Origin of the sequence: Paenibacillus sp. FSL P2-0173 (assembly GCF_038008045.1) — a bacterium.
Classification (GTDB): Bacteria; Bacillota; Bacilli; order Paenibacillales; family Paenibacillaceae; genus Paenibacillus; species Paenibacillus polymyxa_B.
In genome coordinates this window covers 791,569-809,878 of record NZ_JBBOYK010000002.1, presented here as the reverse complement: position 1 = coordinate 809,878, position 18,310 = coordinate 791,569, and the positions used below count along the sequence as shown (strand labels likewise).

The 18,310-nt window shown below is 45.5% G+C and carries 19 protein-coding genes and 1 riboswitch; of the genes, 14 read left to right on the top strand and 5 right to left on the bottom strand.

Features of this window, described 5'->3' with window-relative positions; all coding sequences use genetic code 11:
* The first annotated feature begins 36 nt into the window (after positions 1–36).
* The 10 genes from MKX30_RS14020 to MKX30_RS13975 all read left to right on the top strand — a co-directional run bounded on the left by MKX30_RS14020 (position 37) and on the right by MKX30_RS13975 (position 7,971).
* On the top strand, positions 37–537 hold the full coding sequence (locus MKX30_RS14020) for an Lrp/AsnC family transcriptional regulator (protein ID WP_023987779.1): 501 nt from the start codon (positions 37–39) through the stop codon (positions 535–537).
* A 12-nt stretch (positions 538–549) separates the two neighbouring features.
* The gene (locus MKX30_RS14015; protein ID WP_341063008.1) at positions 550–1,761 is read left to right on the top strand and encodes an aminotransferase class I/II-fold pyridoxal phosphate-dependent enzyme; all 1,212 of its coding nucleotides are present in this window, start codon (positions 550–552) and stop codon (positions 1,759–1,761) included.
* A gap of 115 nt (positions 1,762–1,876) precedes the next feature.
* Positions 1,877–2,083: an aspartyl-phosphate phosphatase Spo0E family protein gene (locus MKX30_RS14010; protein WP_023987781.1), complete on the top strand. Its 207-nt coding sequence runs from the start codon at positions 1,877–1,879 to the stop codon at positions 2,081–2,083.
* Positions 2,084–2,184: 101 nt separating this feature from the next.
* Positions 2,185–2,754 carry a hypothetical protein gene (locus MKX30_RS14005; protein ID WP_341062919.1) on the top strand — a complete coding sequence of 190 codons (570 nt, stop codon included), beginning with the start codon at positions 2,185–2,187 and terminating at the stop codon, positions 2,752–2,754.
* A gap of 18 nt (positions 2,755–2,772) precedes the next feature.
* Positions 2,773–3,336, top strand: a complete 564-nt coding sequence (locus MKX30_RS14000) for a cob(I)yrinic acid a,c-diamide adenosyltransferase (RefSeq protein ID WP_028542959.1) — start codon at positions 2,773–2,775, stop codon at positions 3,334–3,336.
* A 21-nt stretch (positions 3,337–3,357) separates the two neighbouring features.
* Positions 3,358–4,317, top strand: a complete 960-nt coding sequence (locus MKX30_RS13995) for an RluA family pseudouridine synthase (RefSeq protein ID WP_028542958.1) — start codon at positions 3,358–3,360, stop codon at positions 4,315–4,317.
* 43 nt (positions 4,318–4,360) lie between these two features.
* Positions 4,361–4,726 (top strand): arsenate reductase family protein, encoded by a 366-nt coding sequence (locus MKX30_RS13990; RefSeq protein ID WP_075153966.1) that lies wholly within the window; start codon positions 4,361–4,363, stop codon positions 4,724–4,726.
* Positions 4,727–4,798: 72 nt separating this feature from the next.
* Positions 4,799–5,695 carry a 5'-3' exonuclease gene (locus tag MKX30_RS13985; RefSeq protein WP_013309415.1) on the top strand — a complete coding sequence of 299 codons (897 nt, stop codon included), beginning with the start codon at positions 4,799–4,801 and terminating at the stop codon, positions 5,693–5,695.
* Between the two features lie 223 nt (positions 5,696–5,918).
* Positions 5,919–6,797: an ROK family protein gene (locus MKX30_RS13980; protein ID WP_023987786.1), complete on the top strand. Its 879-nt coding sequence runs from the start codon at positions 5,919–5,921 to the stop codon at positions 6,795–6,797.
* 166 nt (positions 6,798–6,963) lie between these two features.
* Entirely contained in the window at positions 6,964–7,971 is a 1,008-nt protein-coding gene (locus MKX30_RS13975; protein ID WP_028542957.1) for an HRDC domain-containing protein, read from the top strand.
* Positions 7,972–8,132: 161 nt separating this feature from the next.
* Here the strand turns inward: MKX30_RS13975 and corA are convergent, their stop codons facing one another.
* The gene (gene corA, locus MKX30_RS13970) at positions 8,133–9,068 is read right to left on the bottom strand and encodes a magnesium/cobalt transporter CorA (protein ID WP_023987788.1); all 936 of its coding nucleotides are present in this window, start codon (positions 9,066–9,068) and stop codon (positions 8,133–8,135) included.
* A gap of 551 nt (positions 9,069–9,619) precedes the next feature.
* Positions 9,620–9,745: riboswitch (SAM riboswitch) on the top strand.
* A gap of 118 nt (positions 9,746–9,863) precedes the next feature.
* Here corA and metA point away from each other — a divergent pair.
* The 4 genes from metA to mqnC all read left to right on the top strand — a co-directional run bounded on the left by metA (position 9,864) and on the right by mqnC (position 14,832).
* Positions 9,864–10,781, top strand: a complete 918-nt coding sequence (gene metA, locus MKX30_RS13965) for a homoserine O-acetyltransferase MetA (RefSeq protein WP_068940112.1) — start codon at positions 9,864–9,866, stop codon at positions 10,779–10,781.
* A gap of 124 nt (positions 10,782–10,905) precedes the next feature.
* A complete protein-coding gene (locus MKX30_RS13960; RefSeq protein ID WP_023987790.1) occupies positions 10,906–12,090 on the top strand; it encodes a PLP-dependent transferase in 1,185 nt (394 codons plus the stop codon).
* On the top strand, positions 12,087–13,265 hold the full coding sequence (locus tag MKX30_RS13955; protein ID WP_053325033.1) for an aminotransferase class V-fold PLP-dependent enzyme: 1,179 nt from the start codon (positions 12,087–12,089) through the stop codon (positions 13,263–13,265). Before MKX30_RS13960 ends, MKX30_RS13955 begins: the two co-directional genes overlap by 4 nt.
* Before the next feature lie 433 nt (positions 13,266–13,698).
* Positions 13,699–14,832 (top strand): cyclic dehypoxanthinyl futalosine synthase, encoded by a 1,134-nt coding sequence (gene mqnC / locus MKX30_RS13950; RefSeq protein WP_023987792.1) that lies wholly within the window; start codon positions 13,699–13,701, stop codon positions 14,830–14,832.
* A gap of 96 nt (positions 14,833–14,928) precedes the next feature.
* Here mqnC and MKX30_RS13945 read toward each other — a convergent pair whose 3' ends face one another.
* The 4 genes from MKX30_RS13945 to MKX30_RS13930 form a co-directional block, all read right to left on the bottom strand.
* Positions 14,929–15,792, bottom strand: coding sequence for a YitT family protein (locus tag MKX30_RS13945; protein WP_069080466.1), 864 nt, complete (start codon positions 15,790–15,792; stop codon positions 14,929–14,931).
* Positions 15,793–15,876: 84 nt separating this feature from the next.
* Positions 15,877–17,103 (bottom strand): cation:proton antiporter, encoded by a 1,227-nt coding sequence (locus MKX30_RS13940; protein ID WP_341062918.1) that lies wholly within the window; start codon positions 17,101–17,103, stop codon positions 15,877–15,879.
* 4 nt (positions 17,104–17,107) lie between these two features.
* A complete protein-coding gene (locus MKX30_RS13935; RefSeq protein ID WP_209941468.1) occupies positions 17,108–17,602 on the bottom strand; it encodes a cation:proton antiporter regulatory subunit in 495 nt (164 codons plus the stop codon).
* A 207-nt stretch (positions 17,603–17,809) separates the two neighbouring features.
* Positions 17,810–18,205, bottom strand: coding sequence for a hypothetical protein (locus MKX30_RS13930; RefSeq protein ID WP_025723301.1), 396 nt, complete (start codon positions 18,203–18,205; stop codon positions 17,810–17,812).
* Between the last annotated feature and the right edge of the window lie 105 nt (positions 18,206–18,310).

The following is an 18,310-nucleotide window of genomic DNA, read 5'->3' as shown; positions in this document are numbered from 1 at the left end:
GTATAGTAATCTCTTTCGATGGAGGCCTTATGTAGAATGACAGAGCTAAATGGTTTGAAATTAAAAGTGCTGGAATTGTTAAAAGAAGATGCAAGAAGAACACCGACTTTGTTGGCTACTTTACTGGGGGTTGACGAGCAGGATGTACGCACCTCAATTAAAGAGCTAGAAGACCAACATGTAATCGTTAAGTACGCCGCCGTAGTCAATTGGGATAAAGTCGACGACGAAAAGGTTACTGCTTTGATTGAAGTACAGATTACACCCGAGCGTGGAAGAGGATTTGAAGGTATTGCAGAACGGATTTATTTGTATCCGCAAGTTAAATCGGTTTATCTCATGTCTGGAGCATACGACTTGCTGGTAGAAGTTGAAGGCCGCAACCTCCGTGAGGTCGCTAATTTTGTGTCGGAGAAACTGTCTCCTATTGACTCGGTCTTGTCCACCAAGACTAATTTTACGCTTAAAAAATACAAGCAGGACGGAATTATCTTTGAGGATCATCAGGAAGATAATCGTCTGGTGATTTCGCCGTAAAGGAAGATCATGATGAATCTCAAAACAGAAGCATTTACCGACAGTAACAAAGCCATGAGTTCCTATTTGTCCCCGTTGGTGCGCGAAATTCCATCTTCGGGCATTCGTAAGTTTTTTGACTTGGTGGGTGGCAACAAGGATATTATTACCCTTGGTGTAGGCGAACCGGATTTTACAACCCCTTGGCATATGCGGGAAGCCTGTGTCTATTCATTAGAGCGAGGTTTTACCAGCTACACGTCTAATGCGGGAACGCCAGAACTGCGTGATGCGATTAGTGATTATCTGAATGAGCAATTTGAAGTTAATTATGATCCTAAAAATGAGATTATCGTGACCGTTGGGGGAAGCGAGGCGATTGATCTTGCTTTGCGTGCGTTAATTGTACCTGGCGACGAAATTCTCGTGCCCGAGCCGTGCTACATTTCATATTCTCCAATCACTTCAATTGGAGGCGGGATTCCGGTAGGTATTGAAACATTTGCTAAGGATGAATTTAAGCTGACGGCTGAGGCGTTGGAGGCAAAAATTACACCTAAATCCAAGGTGCTGATTTTATGCTATCCGAGTAATCCAACTGGGGCTACGATGACTTATGAAGATTGGCTTCCGATTGCCGAAGTCGTGGAAAAGCATGATTTGATCGTCATTTCTGATGAAATTTATGCTGAATTGAATTATGGAGAGAAGCATGTTAGTTTTGCCGCTATGCCTGGTATGATGGATCGTACGATTCTCGTCAGTGGTTTCTCCAAAGCCTTCGCCATGACAGGCTGGCGTATTGGATATACATGCGGACATCCAGATCTGATTGCGGCTATGCTCAAAATCCATCAGTACACCGTAATGTGTGCGCCTTCTATGGGGCAAGTTGCGGCACTGGAAGGTTTGCGGAATGGTTTGGGTGAGAAAGATCGTATGGTAGAAGCCTATAATCAGCGTCGCCGTCTGATGGTTGAAGGGTTCCGGGAAATCGGCCTGGAGTGCCATGAGCCAAGAGGGGCTTTTTATGTTTTCCCTAGTATTCAAAGCACGGGACTTAGCTCAGATGAATTTGCACAGCGTCTATTGGCAGAGGCTAAAGTTGCGGCTGTACCGGGTAATGTGTTCGGTTTGGGAGGCGAAGGCTATCTTCGTTGCTCATACGCGACTTCTGTTGCTCAGCTGACGGAGGCACTGGATCGGATTGGTCATTTTGTAGAAAAAGTAAGAAAAGAAGGTTAAAATTATTTTTTTTATGGGTAATTCATAAAAAATAGTCTTTTATTTCTAAATTTCTATGCTATAATTTGAATTCGAAAGCAGGAAGTTCAATTTTTCAATTGTAGGAGGAATGCTCATGTCATATGTTGGATATAATTCGTCTAGTTCAATAGGATACGACATTTCCCTAGAAGATGAAATTTTGTTCCTGCGCAATGAGATGATGCGGACGTTTCAGGAAGAGCAGTCCTTCACCTCTGATCTTGTCATCGAGATTAGTTGCAAGCTCGATTTGAAAATCAATGAATACATGAAAATGTATGGTACGGAATGCAAGGTTTAACCGTGTGAAGTCAGCCAAAGGTAAGAAGGAGGCCGTAGGGCCTTCTTTTTTTGCGTTCACAACTTATGATATATTAATGGCATGGAAGAGGGGGCGTACATATGAGAACAGGGCTAAAAAGGCTATCGCCATGGATTATCGGAATGTTGACACTTGTATTATTGGCTGGATGTGGGGGACGGGACAAGGACAGCTTCTCCATTTTTATTATGGATAAAGGGGATGCTTCAGTCATCCGTGAAGAGCTGGCACAAAAGCTTAAGGATAAGCTGGGCAAACAGGCTCCGACTATTGAGATTTCAGTCAGTCCGCTGTATAACCAGCAGAAGCTGGTTGTAGAATATGCGGCCGGGGAGCATGATCTGTTTCTTTTGCCGGAAGAGGACATGAAGCTGTATGGACAGAATGGTTCGAATCTGCCGTTAGATGATGCTTTTGACAAGAAGACGTACGCTCGGGGCGTGTTCGAGGGCGGCGTATTTAAGAAGAAGGGGCAGGAGGAAGAAGAAACAGATGTAAGCAAGGAAACTCATTTGTTCGGAATTCCGGTGGAGCAGATGAAGATGTTTAAGGAGCTAAAATATAACTCAAAAACATTATTTGCTACCGTGCCGCCTCGTACAAGCAATAAGGAAGAAGCCATCAAGGTGCTGAAAGCACTTACGGAATGATAAGGGGGATGGAGTAATATGGGGATCTATACCAGAACAGGTGATGAAGGACAAACTTCTGTGATTGGAGGTCGAGTGTCCAAAGATGATGACCGTGTGGAGGCATACGGTACAATTGACGAGCTGAACAGCTTTGTAGGACAAGCGATCAGCTTTGCCGAAGGGGAAAAGTTTGCGGATATTCGGACTCAATTGGAGGAAATACAGCAGGAGCTGTTTGATTGTGGTTCGGATTTGGCGTTTGTTAAAATCAGTGAAAGCAAATATAAGGTGAAAGACGAGCTGGCAGAGCGACTGGAAGGCTGGATTGATGCATGTCAGGAGGAAAATCCGAAGGTGGAGCGTTTTATTATACCGGGTGGTAGCACATTATCCTCAACGCTTCATGTTTGCCGTACGGTTTGCCGACGCGCGGAACGCCGTGCTGTTACACTAGGTAAACATACGGACATCAATCCGGCGGTACGTCGGTATTTGAACCGTCTTTCCGATTATTTCTTTGCCGTTGCTCGCACAGCGAATGTCCGTCAGGGTGTGCCCGATGTCGAATATGTGCGCAGCAAAAAAGTGTTCCGCAAATAAGGAGGCAACCGGGAATTTGTGATGAGCTTGTACTATGAACCTATCGTATATACGATCCCTCCTGAGGAGGAGGGCATGCTGTTGAAGACTATTTTACAAAAACGTATGAACATTTCTCGAAAGTTAATATCCAAACTCAAGCTGACCGAGCAAGGTATTATGCTGAACGGGACACGTGTGTACATCAGCGTAAAGGTGAAGTCCGGGGATCGAGTAGAAATTCGCATGGAGCGCGAGCGTTCTGATGATATTTTACCTGAACCCATTCCTTTTGAGATATTGTTTGAGGATGAACATTTGTTAGTGGTGAACAAGGCGGCGGGTATGATTGTCCATCCAACTCACGGTCATTACACTGGAACACTGGCTAATGGGGTTGTGCATTATTGGCAGGCCAAGGGAGAACTGTTCCGGTTTCGTCCTGTTCATCGTCTTGATCAAGAGACGACGGGTGTGCTGGTAGTAGCCAAAAATCCGTATGTACACCAGCATATTTCTGAGCAGATGATTGCGGGAACGGTGGATAAGCGCTATACGGCTCTGGTGCATGGGCGTCCTGAGCTGCAGGAAGGTAAGGTAGACGGACCAATTGACCGCAGCCCGGATAATCCGCATTTACGTATGGTGACCCCGGATGGTTATCCTGCCCTTACGCTGTATAAGCTGGAGGAAGTGTGGAACGGGGGAAGTCGCATCGGACTAAAGTTGGAATCCGGGCGTACGCACCAAATTCGAGTGCATATGACTTATATCGGTTGTCCGTTGATCGGAGATAAAATGTACCGGATTACACCCGATGATGCTGCGCAACGTGAACGATATGATCAGCTTGATGCCAGGATGCCTCGACAAGCCTTGCACGCCTCAGAGCTTTCCTTGGAGCATCCTGTAACCGGGGGGCGGCTGACGTTCTATGCTCCTCTACCTGAAGATATGGCTGAAATGCAGGAGCTATTAAGAGCGCAATATTTTTCAGAATAAAATATAAATAAGCTATCAAAACCAAATGGAGGTTAATCTAGCGATGAGCCAACTGAAAGTATATCAGTATTCTAAATGCAGTACCTGCCGTAATGCAGTGAAATGGCTGCAAAACAAGGGACATGAGACGGAACTTATTCCTATTTTTGAACAGCCGCCCGGCTCGGAGGAATTGGAAGATTTAATTCGAAAAAGCGGGCTGGAGCTAAAAAAGTTTTTTAATACAAGCGGTGAGGTGTATAAAGAGTTAAAGCTGAAAGATAAGCTTGGAGACATGAGTCGTGAAGAGCAAATTTCGCTTTTATCCTCGAATGGAAGATTAATCAAACGCCCGATTGTAACCGACGGGAACAAAGTAACGATAGGATTCAAAGAGGAAACATTTGAGGGCACATGGGAAGCTCAATAACGCCCAATTTACACTCACGATATGTTATACTGTGGGGGTTAAATATTATGATGAATGGGAGCAATACAATCTGTGACACAACGCAATGAACAATCCGTAATGCTGGTTGACGGCATGGCCCTGCTATTTCGCGCTTATTATGCAACCGCCGCAAACGGTTATATCCGTCGTACAAAAGCTGGGGTGCCAACGAACGCCATATATGGTTTTATTCGATATTTTTGGGACGCAGTCCAAACGTTTAATCCTACACATGTCATTTGCTGCTGGGATATGGGCGGAACGACATTCCGTGGGGAACATTTTGCTGCGTATAAAGGAAACCGAGCCGACGCACCGGATGATTTGATTCCCCAATTTACATTGATTCGTGAAGTGACGGACAGCCTCGGCATTCCCAACATTGGAGCGGAAGGCTTTGAAGCCGATGATTGTATCGGTACGCTTGCACGTCATTATTCGCAAAATGAGGACATGGATGTAATGATTCTCTCAGGAGATCATGATTTACTTCAATTAGTGGATGAGCGGACACGGGTCATTATTATGAAAAAAGGGCACGGCAATTATATGGTATACACCCCGGAGACCCTGCTGACTGAAAAAGGGCTTAAGCCACGTCAAGTGGTGGACCTTAAAGGCCTGATGGGGGATGCAAGCGATAATTATCCCGGAGTACGAGGTATTGGCGAGAAAACGGCACTCAAGCTGGTTCAGGAATACGACTCTATTGAGGGCATTCTGGAGAATCTGGATCAATTAACACCCTCGGTCCGTAAAAAAATTGAGAGTGATTTGGATATGCTGCATCTTTCACGCAAACTTGCTGAAATTCACTGTGGTGTACCTGTAGCATGTGCTTTGGATAGCTGTCTGCTGACGCTGGATCACGTGCAAATTGTAGACAAGTTTGAGCAGCTTGAAATGAAAAGCTTGTGTACATTGATGGGTGTCGCAACCGGATCTTAATGAAGCTGTTAGGCTTGGTACGTACAATTCAGGTAAAGTAAGTAATATAGGGATGCTGACGCTTGATGCGTTAGTGTCCTTATTTGTATACCCATATGTCGACGGAGTTATATAGTCATGTGAAGGATTATATACAATTGCGATAAGGGGATTGACCTCAGGTACATTTCAGGTGAATATAGTGGAGAGAGAACCGGATTATCGAAAGGGGACAACAGCAACTATGACAGTATTGGGAGCAATTGAGGCAGGCGGTACCAAATTTGTATGTGGAATTGGCAACGAACGTGGAGAGGTACTGGAACGGGCGAGCTTTCCAACAACCACCCCAGCAGAAACAATGGAGAATGTCATCGCATTTTTTGAAGGCAAGGGCATTGAAGCATTGGGCGTAGGCTCGTTCGGGCCGATTGATCCTATCGAAGGTAGTGATACATATGGCTATATTACAACAACGCCAAAGCCACATTGGGGAAATTACAATCTGATTGGCAAACTGAAAGAGCATTTTGATGTGCCTATGGGGTTTGACACGGATGTGAATGGAGCAGCACTTGGTGAGTCTATTTGGGGTGCCGCCAAAGGATTGGACAACTGTCTGTATATTACGATAGGTACAGGCATCGGGGCGGGTGCTTTGGTTGGTGGAAAGCTGATACATGGATTATCCCACCCGGAAATGGGGCATATTCTGGTACGTCGTCACCCAGAAGATACTTACGAGGGGACATGTCCTTATCACGGAGATTGTTTGGAGGGACTGGCAGCAGGTCCTGCGCTCGAAAAAAGATGGAAGGTTAAAGGACATGAGCTTTCTGTCGATCACTCGGCCTGGGAAATGGAAGCGTACTATCTGGCACAGGCTTTAATGAGCTATGTATTAATCCTGTCACCGCAAAAAATTATTATGGGCGGGGGAGTGATGAAGCAGGACCAACTGTTCCCGCTCATTCGTACCAAGCTTCAAGAACTTTTGAACGGATACGTACAGCATTCGAGTCTGGCAACAGATATTGAGCAATATATCGTATCTCCGGGATTGGGTGACAATGCTGGATTGTGCGGTGCTCTGGCATTGGCAAAGGAAAAGCTGAATCATTAGAATTTATGGTTGACGGCACTCCAAGGTACGGTTATTATATAGGCAACAGTATAGTACGGCTCAAAAAGGGAAGCACCTTTCTTGCGAATACGCAGGATGGGTGCTTTTTTTTGCGTTTTTGTGTTGTGCGGGACTGTCTTTCAACGATATGAGGGAGGAAGAAATCATGGATATTGTATTTTTAAATCGCTTGTCCAAACGAAATGAACAGGGCTATGAGGACTTTGCTCAGGTATGGATTGGGCAGCATGAAGGGGGATGGAGTGCAGGCTGGAGCACACAGCATGTCCCGGATGAAAGTATAGACGACCTTTGGTATGAGGGCAGCTTGTGGCAGGAATTACTACATGTATACCGTCATGAGCTGGCGCTCAAAATGGCTGAGGGCTATAGGCCCTTAATCCATGGCGTATTTCATGAGCAAGAAGGATCATCAGGACGAGGACAAACGCTGCAAAAGCTGTATTGCTACAGTGATTTGTTTCCACGTGATGAAGTGTATGAGCAGTTGACGATGTGGAGACGGCAAAAGGCAGCAACGGAACGAAAAGCACCTTATTTTATTGCTACGAATCGGCTGCTTCGACTCATTAGCGTCTATCTTCCCCATACCGAAGAAGAACTGTTGGAACTTCCTGGTATGGGGCAGGGTAAAGTGTCGCAATATGGGACGGAGCTATTGGCTATTACGACACAAAATGACCGGACCACACCATTTCCGTTAAACTGGGTAACAGAGACGCTGGAAGAAGAAGTTTTTTTGTCATGGCTATACAAGCAAAAAGAGAACCAGTACAGGCAGGAGCTGAACAAATTCAGCCTAACTAGAACGATTATCGAAGGCATTTCGGACGGTCTTTCACTGGAGCATATCGGAATGAAGACAGGTTTGCATCGTAGAGAGATGATTGAAGCTGTGGAGCATTTGGACAGGGATGGCATTGATATGGAGAAGCTGATCCGCAAGGAGTTGGTGAATGTATCTGAGGAGGAGCAGGCAGCCATCTGGTCTGCTTATGAAGAGTTGGGGGATACGCTGCTCAAGCCCGTCATGCTGAAAGTGTATGGGGAAGAAAAGGCAACCGAAACAGGACTGGATCAAATTTACGAGCGTCTGCGTCTGATCCGTATACGGTTTCGTCATCAGCAGGTACCCGACCGACATGTTGGATAATATAGAACTGATTGAATAAAGCTAAAGTATTAAAGTACATTCAGGGTTCAACATACTAAAAAGCAGCAGCGAGTTCCACACAGGACACGGCTGCTGCTTTTTATGACCAAGCTGAAAATCGAAAAAAGTATCCAACTCGGTACTTTTCCCCCCTGTTCTTTTTAAACCCAGTCTTTCTTGCGGAAAATACAGAACATACTGACACCTAATGCCACCATAATACCAATGACGACAAAATAGCCATAACGTGTATGAAGCTCAGGCATATTATCGAAGTTCATCCCATATATTCCGGTAATGACTGTCAATGGCATAAATACGGTCGTAATTGCCGTAAACACACGCATAATTTCATTGGCACGGTTGGCGATACTGGATTGATAAGCTTCTCGAAGGTTACCCATCAAGTCGCGGTAAGTTTCAAAAGTCTCCGAAATTTTCACAGCATTTTCATAAATGTCGCTGAAATATTTTTGCAATTGATCGTCGATGAGCCGCAAATCCCGTTTGTTCAGGGTATTGATGACTTCTTTTTGTGGACCCAGCACTTTTTTCAGCCACAGAATCTCACTTCGTAAGCCGATGATTTCGTTCAAATGCGACTTTTTCGTATGCATTAGAATATCTTCTTCCAGCTTCTCAATGCGGACCTCAATCCGGTCACCAACCAGAAAATAGTTGTCAACAATCAAGTCGACCAACAGATACATAAAACGGTCAGGCTGGCTGACTTCTTGCTCCCACAGCATAGGCTTGAGGGTACGAAGCTCATTTATTTTCTGCTTGGTCACCGTAATGATAAAATGGCGGCCGAGAAAAATGTTCAAAGCTCGCAAAAATATTTCTTCATCATCAAAACGAATGCTATTTACAACGATAAAATAATGGCTTTCATAAATTTCAATCTTCGGACGCTGTTCTTCTTCACTCAAACAGTCTTCTACTGCAAGATCATGCATGGAAAATAAAGGCTGAAGCACTGCCAAATCATCGACATCGGCATCAATCCAATAAAAACCTTCTGCCGGTGCAGTAAGCGCCATTTCAATTTCTTCGACAGGGGTAAAAACCCCGTTGTTGACCAAACGGATTTTCATATATGTCACTCCTTATGCTCCGTCGTAACGGAAATACGTTTACCTTAAGCATAAGGAATGGACTCAGTTAGCCAGTTAGCCGGTGCGGGTAAGCGTGCACTCCCATCAAAAGCCGGAGGCTTTTGGAGCATGCAGAGCCTGGCGTCCCGTCTTTCGGCAAGCTGAAGTCATTCCTATGCTGTTGTTCAGGGATCGCCGCCTATTCGGACTCGGGTCGCCTTCCATTCCGGATTCACCTCTCAAATGTTCTTTTTTAGATTGCCACAGTATCGCAGGAAACACTCAAATCTGCACTACTGCTCCATATTTTTGCCTAATAGCACTTGTATAGTATAACGCTCGGCCTACGGCCTTTCAAGCGCAAAATCATGGGCTAAATCAACAGTAGTGGCAAGAGCTTCAACGATAGGAGGGATATGATTTAACCTATGGAAAAGGTAGACAAAATGTGAATGCAGGGTACAAATTTAAAAGTCCCATCTTGACGAAGCCCAGCCGATGCATTAAAGTGAACAACAAGAACTTTGTGAACCTAAAATGAATATAGCGAAATCTTATCAAGAGCAGGTGGAGGGACTAGCCCGATGATACCCGGCAACCGGCGATTTTAATCGCACGGTGCTAATTCTTGCAGGACGCGCGCTTTGTACAAAGAGCGTTGCCCTGACAGATGAGAGAGGCGCATATGGATACAAATATGACCTTTCTCTAACCTGAGAAAGGTCTTTTTATTATATGCCCGGCATCTCAACAAGACGATTTTCGCAAAACTTACCGAACAAGGAGTGAGTTTACATGCCGATTAAAATCCCAGACACGCTACCTGCCAAGGAAGTGCTGGAGGGCGAAAATATTTTCGTAATGGATGAAAGCTTGGCTTATCATCAGGATATTCGTCCGTTGCGTATCGCCATTTTGAATTTAATGCCTACAAAGGAGACGACGGAAACCCAACTGTTGCGCTTGGTCGGCAATACGCCGCTGCAAGTGGACGTCACGCTGGTGCACATGAAATCTCATGTATCCAAAAATACATCGCAAGAATATTTGAACATGTTCTATAAAACGTTTGACGAGATCAAGAACAGTCGTTTTGACGGCATGGTCATTACAGGAGCCCCGGTTGAACAGCTTGAGTTTGAGGATGTTAACTACTGGGAGGAGATCCAGCAAATCTTTGAATGGACGAAAACGAATGTAACTTCGACCATGCATATCTGTTGGGCCTCACAGGCAGGCTTATACCATCATTTCGATGTCCCTAAATACGGGCTCGACTACAAATGCTTTGGCGTATTTCCACACACCGTGATTAAACCTAAAGTAAAATTGCTACGCGGCTTTGATGAATTGTTTTATGCTCCTCACTCCAGACATACGGAGGTTCGGCGGGAAGATATTGATCATATTACCGAATTAGAAGTTTTATCCGAATCCGAGGAGGCTGGAGTGTACCTCGTAGCCACGCTTGACGGTAAACAAATTTTTGTAACTGGGCATTCTGAATATGACCCGCTTTCCCTGAAATGGGAATACGACCGCGATGTGGGCAAAGGAATGGATGTTGAAGTCCCCAAAAATTATTTCCCTAATGATGATCCCAAGCGCACACCACCCTCAATCTGGCGGGCACACGCCAATTTATTATTCTCGAATTGGCTGAACTATTATGTATACCAAGAAACACCTTACGATATCGGGCCCCAGATTTAAAAAGGGGCTTGTAGTTTACCCTTGTACAGTACCACCTTGCAGTAGCGCAGCAGTATAGTCTTTGACATCCATTTTTGCAGGATATGTTATAGCACCCACTATGGAAGTTAATAGGAGGATTCATATGAGTGAGAAACAGTGGAAAATCGAAAGCAGATTGGCACAAATCGGTTCAGTAGAGGAGCCAGTAACCGGGGCTGTTAATTACCCGATTTACCAATCTACGGCGTTCCGCCATCCCCGTCTAGGTCAAAGCACAGGATTTGATTACATTCGGACGATCAATCCTACGCGAAAGGTACTGGAAGAGGCTTCTGCTGCACTTGAATCGGGTGATGCAGGTTTTGCATGTAGCTCAGGTATGGCGGCGCTGCAAACGGTATTTGCATTGTTTGGACAGGGAGATCACCTCATTGTATCGCTGGATCTGTATGGCGGGACATATCGCTTGCTGGAGCGTATTTTATCTAAATTTGGTGTAACAGCAAGTTATGTGGATACGAACGATCTTGAAGCACTCGAACAGTCATGTCGACCGAATACCAAAGCTGTATTCATAGAAACACCTACAAATCCGTTAATGATGATCACTGATATTCGAGCGGTTGCCGAGTGGGCATCACAACATCAGTTGCTTACCATTGTAGATAATACGCTGCTAACCCCATATTTCCAGCGGCCATTGGAGCTGGGCGCTGATATTGTGGTACATAGCGCAACCAAATATTTGGGCGGACACAATGATGTGCTGGCAGGGCTGATCGTAACCAAAGGCAAAGAGCTATCAGCTGAAATTTCCTTCCTGCACAATTCCATAGGGGCCGTGCTTTCCCCGAGCGACTGCTATCAGTTGATGAAGGGGATGAAGACGTTAGCGCTGCGTATGGACCGACATCAGCATAATGCAACAGTGCTATCTAACTATTTACTGACGCATCCGGCGGTGGCGGAAGTATTTTATCCAGCTCTCGAAGGCCACCCAGGTCGTGAGATTCAAAATAAACAATCCAGCGGAAATACGGGTATCTTCTCCTTTAAAGTAAAGGATGCTCGTTATGTGGAGCCTTTGCTTCGTCACATTAAGCTCATTGCGTTTGCGGAAAGTCTCGGCGGTGTGGAATCGCTAATGACCTATCCCGCTGTGCAGACACATGCGGACATACCAGCAGAAATTCGGGATGCAGTCGGGGTAGATGACAGGCTGTTGCGTTTCTCCGTCGGCATTGAGCATACAGACGACCTAATTGAAGATTTGCGTTCGGCGCTGGAAGCGGCACGTCAAGAAGTAGAAGGAGGGGAGCAGCAATGATAGAGGATGCGAGAAGGATCGGCCAGGATCTGGACAAAGAGCGGAAGTTCGCTACCAAGCTGCTGCATTTCGGCTCTGAAATTGACAGTGTTACGGGGGCTTCGAGCGTCCCGATCTATCAAGCTTCTACCTTTCACCATCATGATATTTTTAATCCTCCACAGCATGACTATAGCCGTTCAGGTAATCCGACACGACAAGCTTTGGAGGATTATATCGCCTTATTAGAAGGCGGAGCTAGCGGTTTTGCCTTTGCATCAGGTATGGCGGCCATCTCTACTACATTTATGCTCTTGTCTGCTGGAGATCATGTCATTGTTTCCGAGGACGTATATGGAGGAACATATCGACTGCTGACCTCCATTTTGAAACGGATGAATATCGAAACGACCTTCGTTGACATGACGGACCTCAACCATGTGAAAGAGGCGTTGCAGGAGAATACAAGGGCTGTATATATGGAAACCCCGTCCAATCCGACACTCAAAATTACCGATGTAGCAGGAATAACCTCTTGGGCACAGGATAACGGACTTTTGACGTTATTGGATAATACTTTTATGACACCTTATTATCAACGTCCGATTGAGCAGGGTGTCGATATTGTATTGCACAGTGCGACCAAGTTTCTGGGCGGACACAGCGATGTGCTGGCAGGACTTGCAGTAGCACGTACCGAATCGCTGGGGAGACAAATCAAGCAGCTCCAAAATGGACTGGGTACCGTGCTGGCTCCGCAGGAGTCATGGTTGCTCATGCGCGGTATGAAGACACTGGAGGCTCGTATGGCTCACAGCGAAAAGAGTGCAGCAAAGCTCGCCAATTGGCTGAACGAGCGCAACGACATTGAGGCGGTGTACTACCCGGGTCTGGAGAATCATCCAGGACGTGAAGTTCATGAGCGTCAATCCAGCGGTTATGGTGCAGTGATATCGTTTGATGTGGGTTCTGGTGAGCGTGCAAAAGAAGTCCTCAGTCGCGTACGTATTCCAATTGTAGCGGTGAGTCTGGGAGCTGTGGAAAGCATCTTGTCGTATCCGGCGATGATGTCACACGCGGCTATGCCCCATAGTGTACGATTGGAGCGCGGGATTACGGACGGATTACTTCGTTTCTCCGTAGGTCTGGAGGATATTGACGACCTGATTAGTGATCTGGATGAGGCGCTGCGCTAGAGCGTTAGCACATCAGTAGTATCTTTGTCGTTTTCAGGCAGGGAGCAAATATGTACAGTACTAAACAGCAAGTTTCCATTCATTCAGGAGGCTTGCTGTTTTCTATAAGAATGACATGAAGGACAGTGTGAAAAAATGCACTTTTCAGTTCTATTTTCTTATTTCTTGGCTATATGCAATGTTGAGACAAGCTTGGCAGTTGCCTGTTTTCCTAGGTGAAAAGCAGAAAGAAGCGGGAATAAGTATGGTTCCTTACCTAAAGATATGTTAGTATTATCATTAGGTTTTACTATGCTAAATAGCACAGACAACATACAAGGCCAGTCATGAACATACATTACGGCAGGGTTCGAACGCAGGTTTGTGAAAGCATTCTCGTTCATAAGTCCTGTCTTTCATTTCGTCGCCCTGTGACAGCGAAGGAGGATACACCATGAGTGTAATCGACCATATTTTAGATAAAGCCCTACGCGGCGAACGCCTGAATTTAGAGGATACCGTTGCTTTGTTCGAATCAGATGAGGTAGAAAAAATAGGTCATGCGGCGAATAAAGTTATGAATCGCATGCACCCCGATCCCATTAAAACCTTCGTCATCGGACGAAATATTAACTATACGAACGTATGTGACGTATATTGTCGCTTCTGCGCTTTTTACCGTAGACCGGGTTCTGATGAAGGTTATGTTTTGCCGGACGAGGTGATCTTTCAGAAGATCAAGGAAACGCAGGATGTAGGTGGCACCGAAATTCTAATGCAAGGCGGTGTGAATCCGAATCTGCCGTTCAGTTATTATACGGATTTGCTGAAAGCTATCAAGGAGCGTTTTCCCGATATTACGATGCACTCCTTCTCGCCAGCTGAAATTCACAAAATGAAGGAAAAATCCGGTCTATCCATGGAAGACACGATTCGAGCCATTCATGAAGCTGGATTGGATTCGCTTCCGGGTGGAGGCGGAGAAATTTTGGATGACCGCACACGCCGCAAAATTAGCCGTCTCAAAGGCTCTTGGCGTGATTGGATGGATGTGATGCAAACGGCTCACAAGGTTGGGATGAACACGACTGCTACGATGGTTATCGGCTTTGGCGAGTTGATGGAGGAGCGTGCGCTGCATTTGTTGCGTGTTCGTGATGCTCAGGACGAATGCATTGAAAACAAATATAATTCTGAAGGATTTTTGGCCTTTATTCCTTGGACCTTCCAGCCAGACAACACCAATCTGAAGAAGGAACGCCAGACGCCAGAGGAATATTTGAAGACCGTTGCGATCAGTCGTCTTGTATTGGATAACATCAAGCATATTCAGTCTTCATGGGTAACCATGGGACCTGAAATCGGTAAAAAATCGTTGTACTACGGTTGCGATGATTTTGGCAGCACCATGATTGAGGAAAACGTAGTTTCCGCTGCAGGCGCAACGTATAAGGTTAACATTGAATCCATTCTACAGTTGATCCGCGAGACGGGTCACGTTCCAGCACAGCGCAATACCCGTTATGATATTATTCGTACTTTTGACAGTGCCAGCAGTATTGAACATGATTTTATCATGCAAAATTAATATCCGTTAATATATTGTTAATTACAAAACGCTTATCCATCACTAATCTATGTACAAGGATTAGTGTAGATAAGCGTTTTTTGATGTGTTACTTTGCTATGCTTTCCATCGTTTCATATACATGATCTCAGCCTGCGGGTCTGCCATTTGGATGACTGCCTTAAAGCGCTGCAAATCCAACAGATGAACGCTGTAAACGATGACCATTTGTTCTTTTTTATCCTCAGATTCGCTTTTAATCTTGCTCTCTATCTGGGCATAGCCTCCAACAGGCGTGCTGTGTATACGCAGCATGCGATATATGGCATCTTCGATGGTTTGCTGCTTCTTGCTGACTACACAAACCATACGCGTCAGACCGGTAAACATCAGCCGGGTCGTTTCATAGGCAGCGAGGCAGGATAAGGCTGAATAGAGAGCTGGCTCCCAGCCTAGCACAAAGCCAGCCGTAATGAGCAGCAGACCATTACATAGCATAACAATCTGTATTAACGGAATCTTGCGATGTGTTAGCAATAATGTGGATGGACGGCCATCGTCTGACTCGTTAAGTCCTAGTGAATCGAGCAGACCACCGTGACGAGCTGCCAGCCCTGCGCCAAGCCCTATACAGATTCCGCCGCCCAAAGCACATACGACCGGATGGCCGCTCACTGCCGGAAAAGGCGAAAGAATGATGGCTGAGCCCGAAAAGGCGAACAAGCCGGGTAGTGCACGAAGCAGCATGGGTTTGTGAGTAGACAGAGAATACAGCAGCATGAGTGGCAAGTTCAAAACGAATAGCAGTAACCCAAAATGCTCCTGTGTATAAAGCGACATGAGTCTGGAGATCCCCGTGACGCCTCCAGCGATCATATCATGCGGATGCAAAAACAATTCCAGACCGACGGATGCCGTAATTCCGCCAATCACCGTATAAAAGACAGGGAACCTGCTCGCATCTCCTGAAGCGGGCTTCACAAGCCGCCTCATAGAGTTTCGGCATGTTTTACAGCGTGCGGCATAGCCTTCCCTCCTATGGATTGTCGTATCCAGCTTTTACAGTTACGCCGAGTTACTTTCTTCCTTTCGTAGGCGGGGGTCCTTGAACTTAAATATTTTGTTTAACATATTAAAAATAGGTTTTGACTGCTTTGTCAGAAGTGGTCCAAGAATCGCCAGTATGAGTACATAGATGGCTGCAAAGGGTTGAACAATATCAAGCAAACCGCCTTCTTTACCCAAGTTGGCCATGATAATCGAAAATTCACCCCGTGCCACAATGGTCAGGCCGATATTTGCTGACGCTTTGGGAGATAAGGAGGCTGTACGCCCAGCCAGCATTCCTGCCCAAATGTTACCAAACAACGTGAGGATGACTGCTACCAGTGCAAGCCATATCGCCTTTCCTCCCAGGGACAGTGGATCAATGGATAGTCCAAAGCTGAAGAAAAACAGGGCGCCAAAGAAATCGCGGAAAGGAACAATTAAATGCTCGATCCGTTTGGCGTGTTCCGTTTCGGCTAGTACCAGACCGACTAACAGGGCGCCGATAGCTTCCGCCACATGAATCGTTTCCGAAAAACCAGCCACCAGAAACAGAGAGCCGAAAACAACAAGTCCGAATACCTCATTGGAGCGAATACGGAGAATCCGATTTAACAGAGGGACGGCCTTACGGCCGATAATAATGACTGCAAGCATAAAGCCTAGCGCGATTAGCGCTGATAGCAGCACACCCCCGAGCGAGGATGAATCGCTAAGAACCAATCCGGAGAGGATGGAGATGTATACGGCGAGGAAAACATCCTCGAACATAATAATGCCCAAAATCATTTCAGTTTCAGCATTGGCGGTCCGCTTGAGATCTACCAGCACCTTCGCAGCAATAGCACTGGATGATATTGTTGTAATTCCGGCGATAACCAGTGTCTCTGCTACAGGAAAGCCGCTCAGGAAGCCAAGAGCCAGCCCCAGTGTAAAATTGATGCCAATATAAATGGTTCCGCCCACGGCAATGGAACGGCCTGATTTAATTAACCGACCTACTGAGAACTCGAGACCCAAGTAGAAGAGAAGAAACAGCACTCCGATTCTTCCCATAAAATCAATAAATGGGGCGCTTTCGATAAAGCGAAAATCAAAATGCCATAGCTCCATCGCATGCGGTCCAACTGCCATTCCGATCAGGATATAAAAAGGGATGACCGAGAAGCGCAGTTTGGAGGAAATAAGTCCGGCTGCAGCGATGAGAGCAATAGCCAATCCAACCTCAAATACCAGATGATCCATCCAATCACCCGCTTCCGTTCATAAGGATTTGTTTAAAGCGTTTTTGCTGATCGCGTTCCCCAACAACGACTACAGTGGCATCATCGTTAATCATCACTTCAGGACCAGGATTTACATATTTATTTCCTTTTTTCTCCACAATGGCAATAACAGTGGCTCCCGAATTTTGCCTTACATCCAGCTCACCGATGGATTTGCCGACACTTGCATAATCAGATTCCACTCTATACCATTCGATTATAAAATCGTCAAACGTCATTTCTACACTTTCAAGCTGTTTGGGCTTATAGGTCATACCACCGATGATGGAGGCTACCAATCGCGCTTCCTGATCATTCAGGGTTGTCATAGAAATACTTTGTTCCAGATCCTCGTAATCAAAGTGATACAACTCGCGCCTGCCATCATCATGAATAATAATGACAATTCGGTCGCCACTCTCTGCATCTATTCGATACTTAATCCCGATTCCTGGCAAAATAGACTCTCTAATATCCATTTGTAAAGCCTCCTGTATGATACGTTATTTAAATGAATGGTATGGGAAATAAATCACATACTTTGGGAGTGACATGGAAACTTTCTTTTTGTATTAAATTTTATAAATTAACATAAAAAACCTGATAAATAGACTTTACGTATTACACTTATTGGGACAGGTTAACAAATAGACATGCAAATGTGGTGATGTGCATGCAAAGGGAGGTTAAGCCACATAACTAGAGGTAAATTTGATGGGGAACAAGTACAATTGCTTCTTTAGTTTGCAAATGACAGGAATAAAAGGCAGACGTAGTTTAGGGATGCTCAATAGCAGCACAAGCGCTATCAAAATGACAAAGGGAAGTGATTTGGCCGCAGCGATCACCAGATGAAGTAAAGGGGAGGACTTGCGTATAGCTGGTTTGGAATGATGCTCCAGACCGTGAGAGTCTGTTTCTAACGAGGAAATATCAGCATGAGGCATAAGAGAAGATCCCGCCGTAAACTGAAGGGATTGAGTGGTGTCTTCCGCATGAAACGTCACAGGAAGGGACAAAATCTGAACGAGGCTCAATATGACGATCATGAATGTACGCAGCATGTTCAGCATCGTTGACATCTTATCTCCTCCCTCTTGTGAAAAATTCATATTACTATAACCTTAACATACCCCACCCTAAATATTCAAACGTCTTTCGGTTTTTTTCCTATATCACAGTAATGT

Excerpts from the sequence above, each read along its gene's own strand:
- MKX30_RS13935 (WP_209941468.1), bottom strand. The coding sequence starts at position 17,602 with ATGGATATTAGAGAGTCTATTTTGCCAGGAATCGGGATTAAGTATCGA.
- MKX30_RS13990 (WP_075153966.1), top strand. The coding sequence starts at position 4,361 with ATGAGCCAACTGAAAGTATATCAGTATTCTAAATGCAGTACCTGCCGT.
- MKX30_RS14020 (WP_023987779.1), top strand. The coding sequence starts at position 37 with ATGACAGAGCTAAATGGTTTGAAATTAAAAGTGCTGGAATTGTTAAAA.
- MKX30_RS13960 (WP_023987790.1), top strand. The coding sequence starts at position 10,906 with ATGAGTGAGAAACAGTGGAAAATCGAAAGCAGATTGGCACAAATCGGT.
- corA (WP_023987788.1), bottom strand. The coding sequence starts at position 9,068 with ATGAAAATCCGTTTGGTCAACAACGGGGTTTTTACCCCTGTCGAAGAA.
- MKX30_RS13980 (WP_023987786.1), top strand. The coding sequence starts at position 5,919 with ATGACAGTATTGGGAGCAATTGAGGCAGGCGGTACCAAATTTGTATGT.
- MKX30_RS13940 (WP_341062918.1), bottom strand. The coding sequence starts at position 17,103 with ATGGATCATCTGGTATTTGAGGTTGGATTGGCTATTGCTCTCATCGCT.
- MKX30_RS14015 (WP_341063008.1), top strand. The coding sequence starts at position 550 with ATGAATCTCAAAACAGAAGCATTTACCGACAGTAACAAAGCCATGAGT.
- MKX30_RS13930 (WP_025723301.1), bottom strand. The coding sequence starts at position 18,205 with ATGTCAACGATGCTGAACATGCTGCGTACATTCATGATCGTCATATTG.
- MKX30_RS14005 (WP_341062919.1), top strand. The coding sequence starts at position 2,185 with ATGAGAACAGGGCTAAAAAGGCTATCGCCATGGATTATCGGAATGTTG.
- MKX30_RS13995 (WP_028542958.1), top strand. The coding sequence starts at position 3,358 with ATGAGCTTGTACTATGAACCTATCGTATATACGATCCCTCCTGAGGAG.
- MKX30_RS13975 (WP_028542957.1), top strand. The coding sequence starts at position 6,964 with ATGGATATTGTATTTTTAAATCGCTTGTCCAAACGAAATGAACAGGGC.
- MKX30_RS14010 (WP_023987781.1), top strand. The coding sequence starts at position 1,877 with ATGTCATATGTTGGATATAATTCGTCTAGTTCAATAGGATACGACATT.
- metA (WP_068940112.1), top strand. The coding sequence starts at position 9,864 with ATGCCGATTAAAATCCCAGACACGCTACCTGCCAAGGAAGTGCTGGAG.
- mqnC (WP_023987792.1), top strand. The coding sequence starts at position 13,699 with ATGAGTGTAATCGACCATATTTTAGATAAAGCCCTACGCGGCGAACGC.
- MKX30_RS14000 (WP_028542959.1), top strand. The coding sequence starts at position 2,773 with ATGGGGATCTATACCAGAACAGGTGATGAAGGACAAACTTCTGTGATT.
- MKX30_RS13955 (WP_053325033.1), top strand. The coding sequence starts at position 12,087 with ATGATAGAGGATGCGAGAAGGATCGGCCAGGATCTGGACAAAGAGCGG.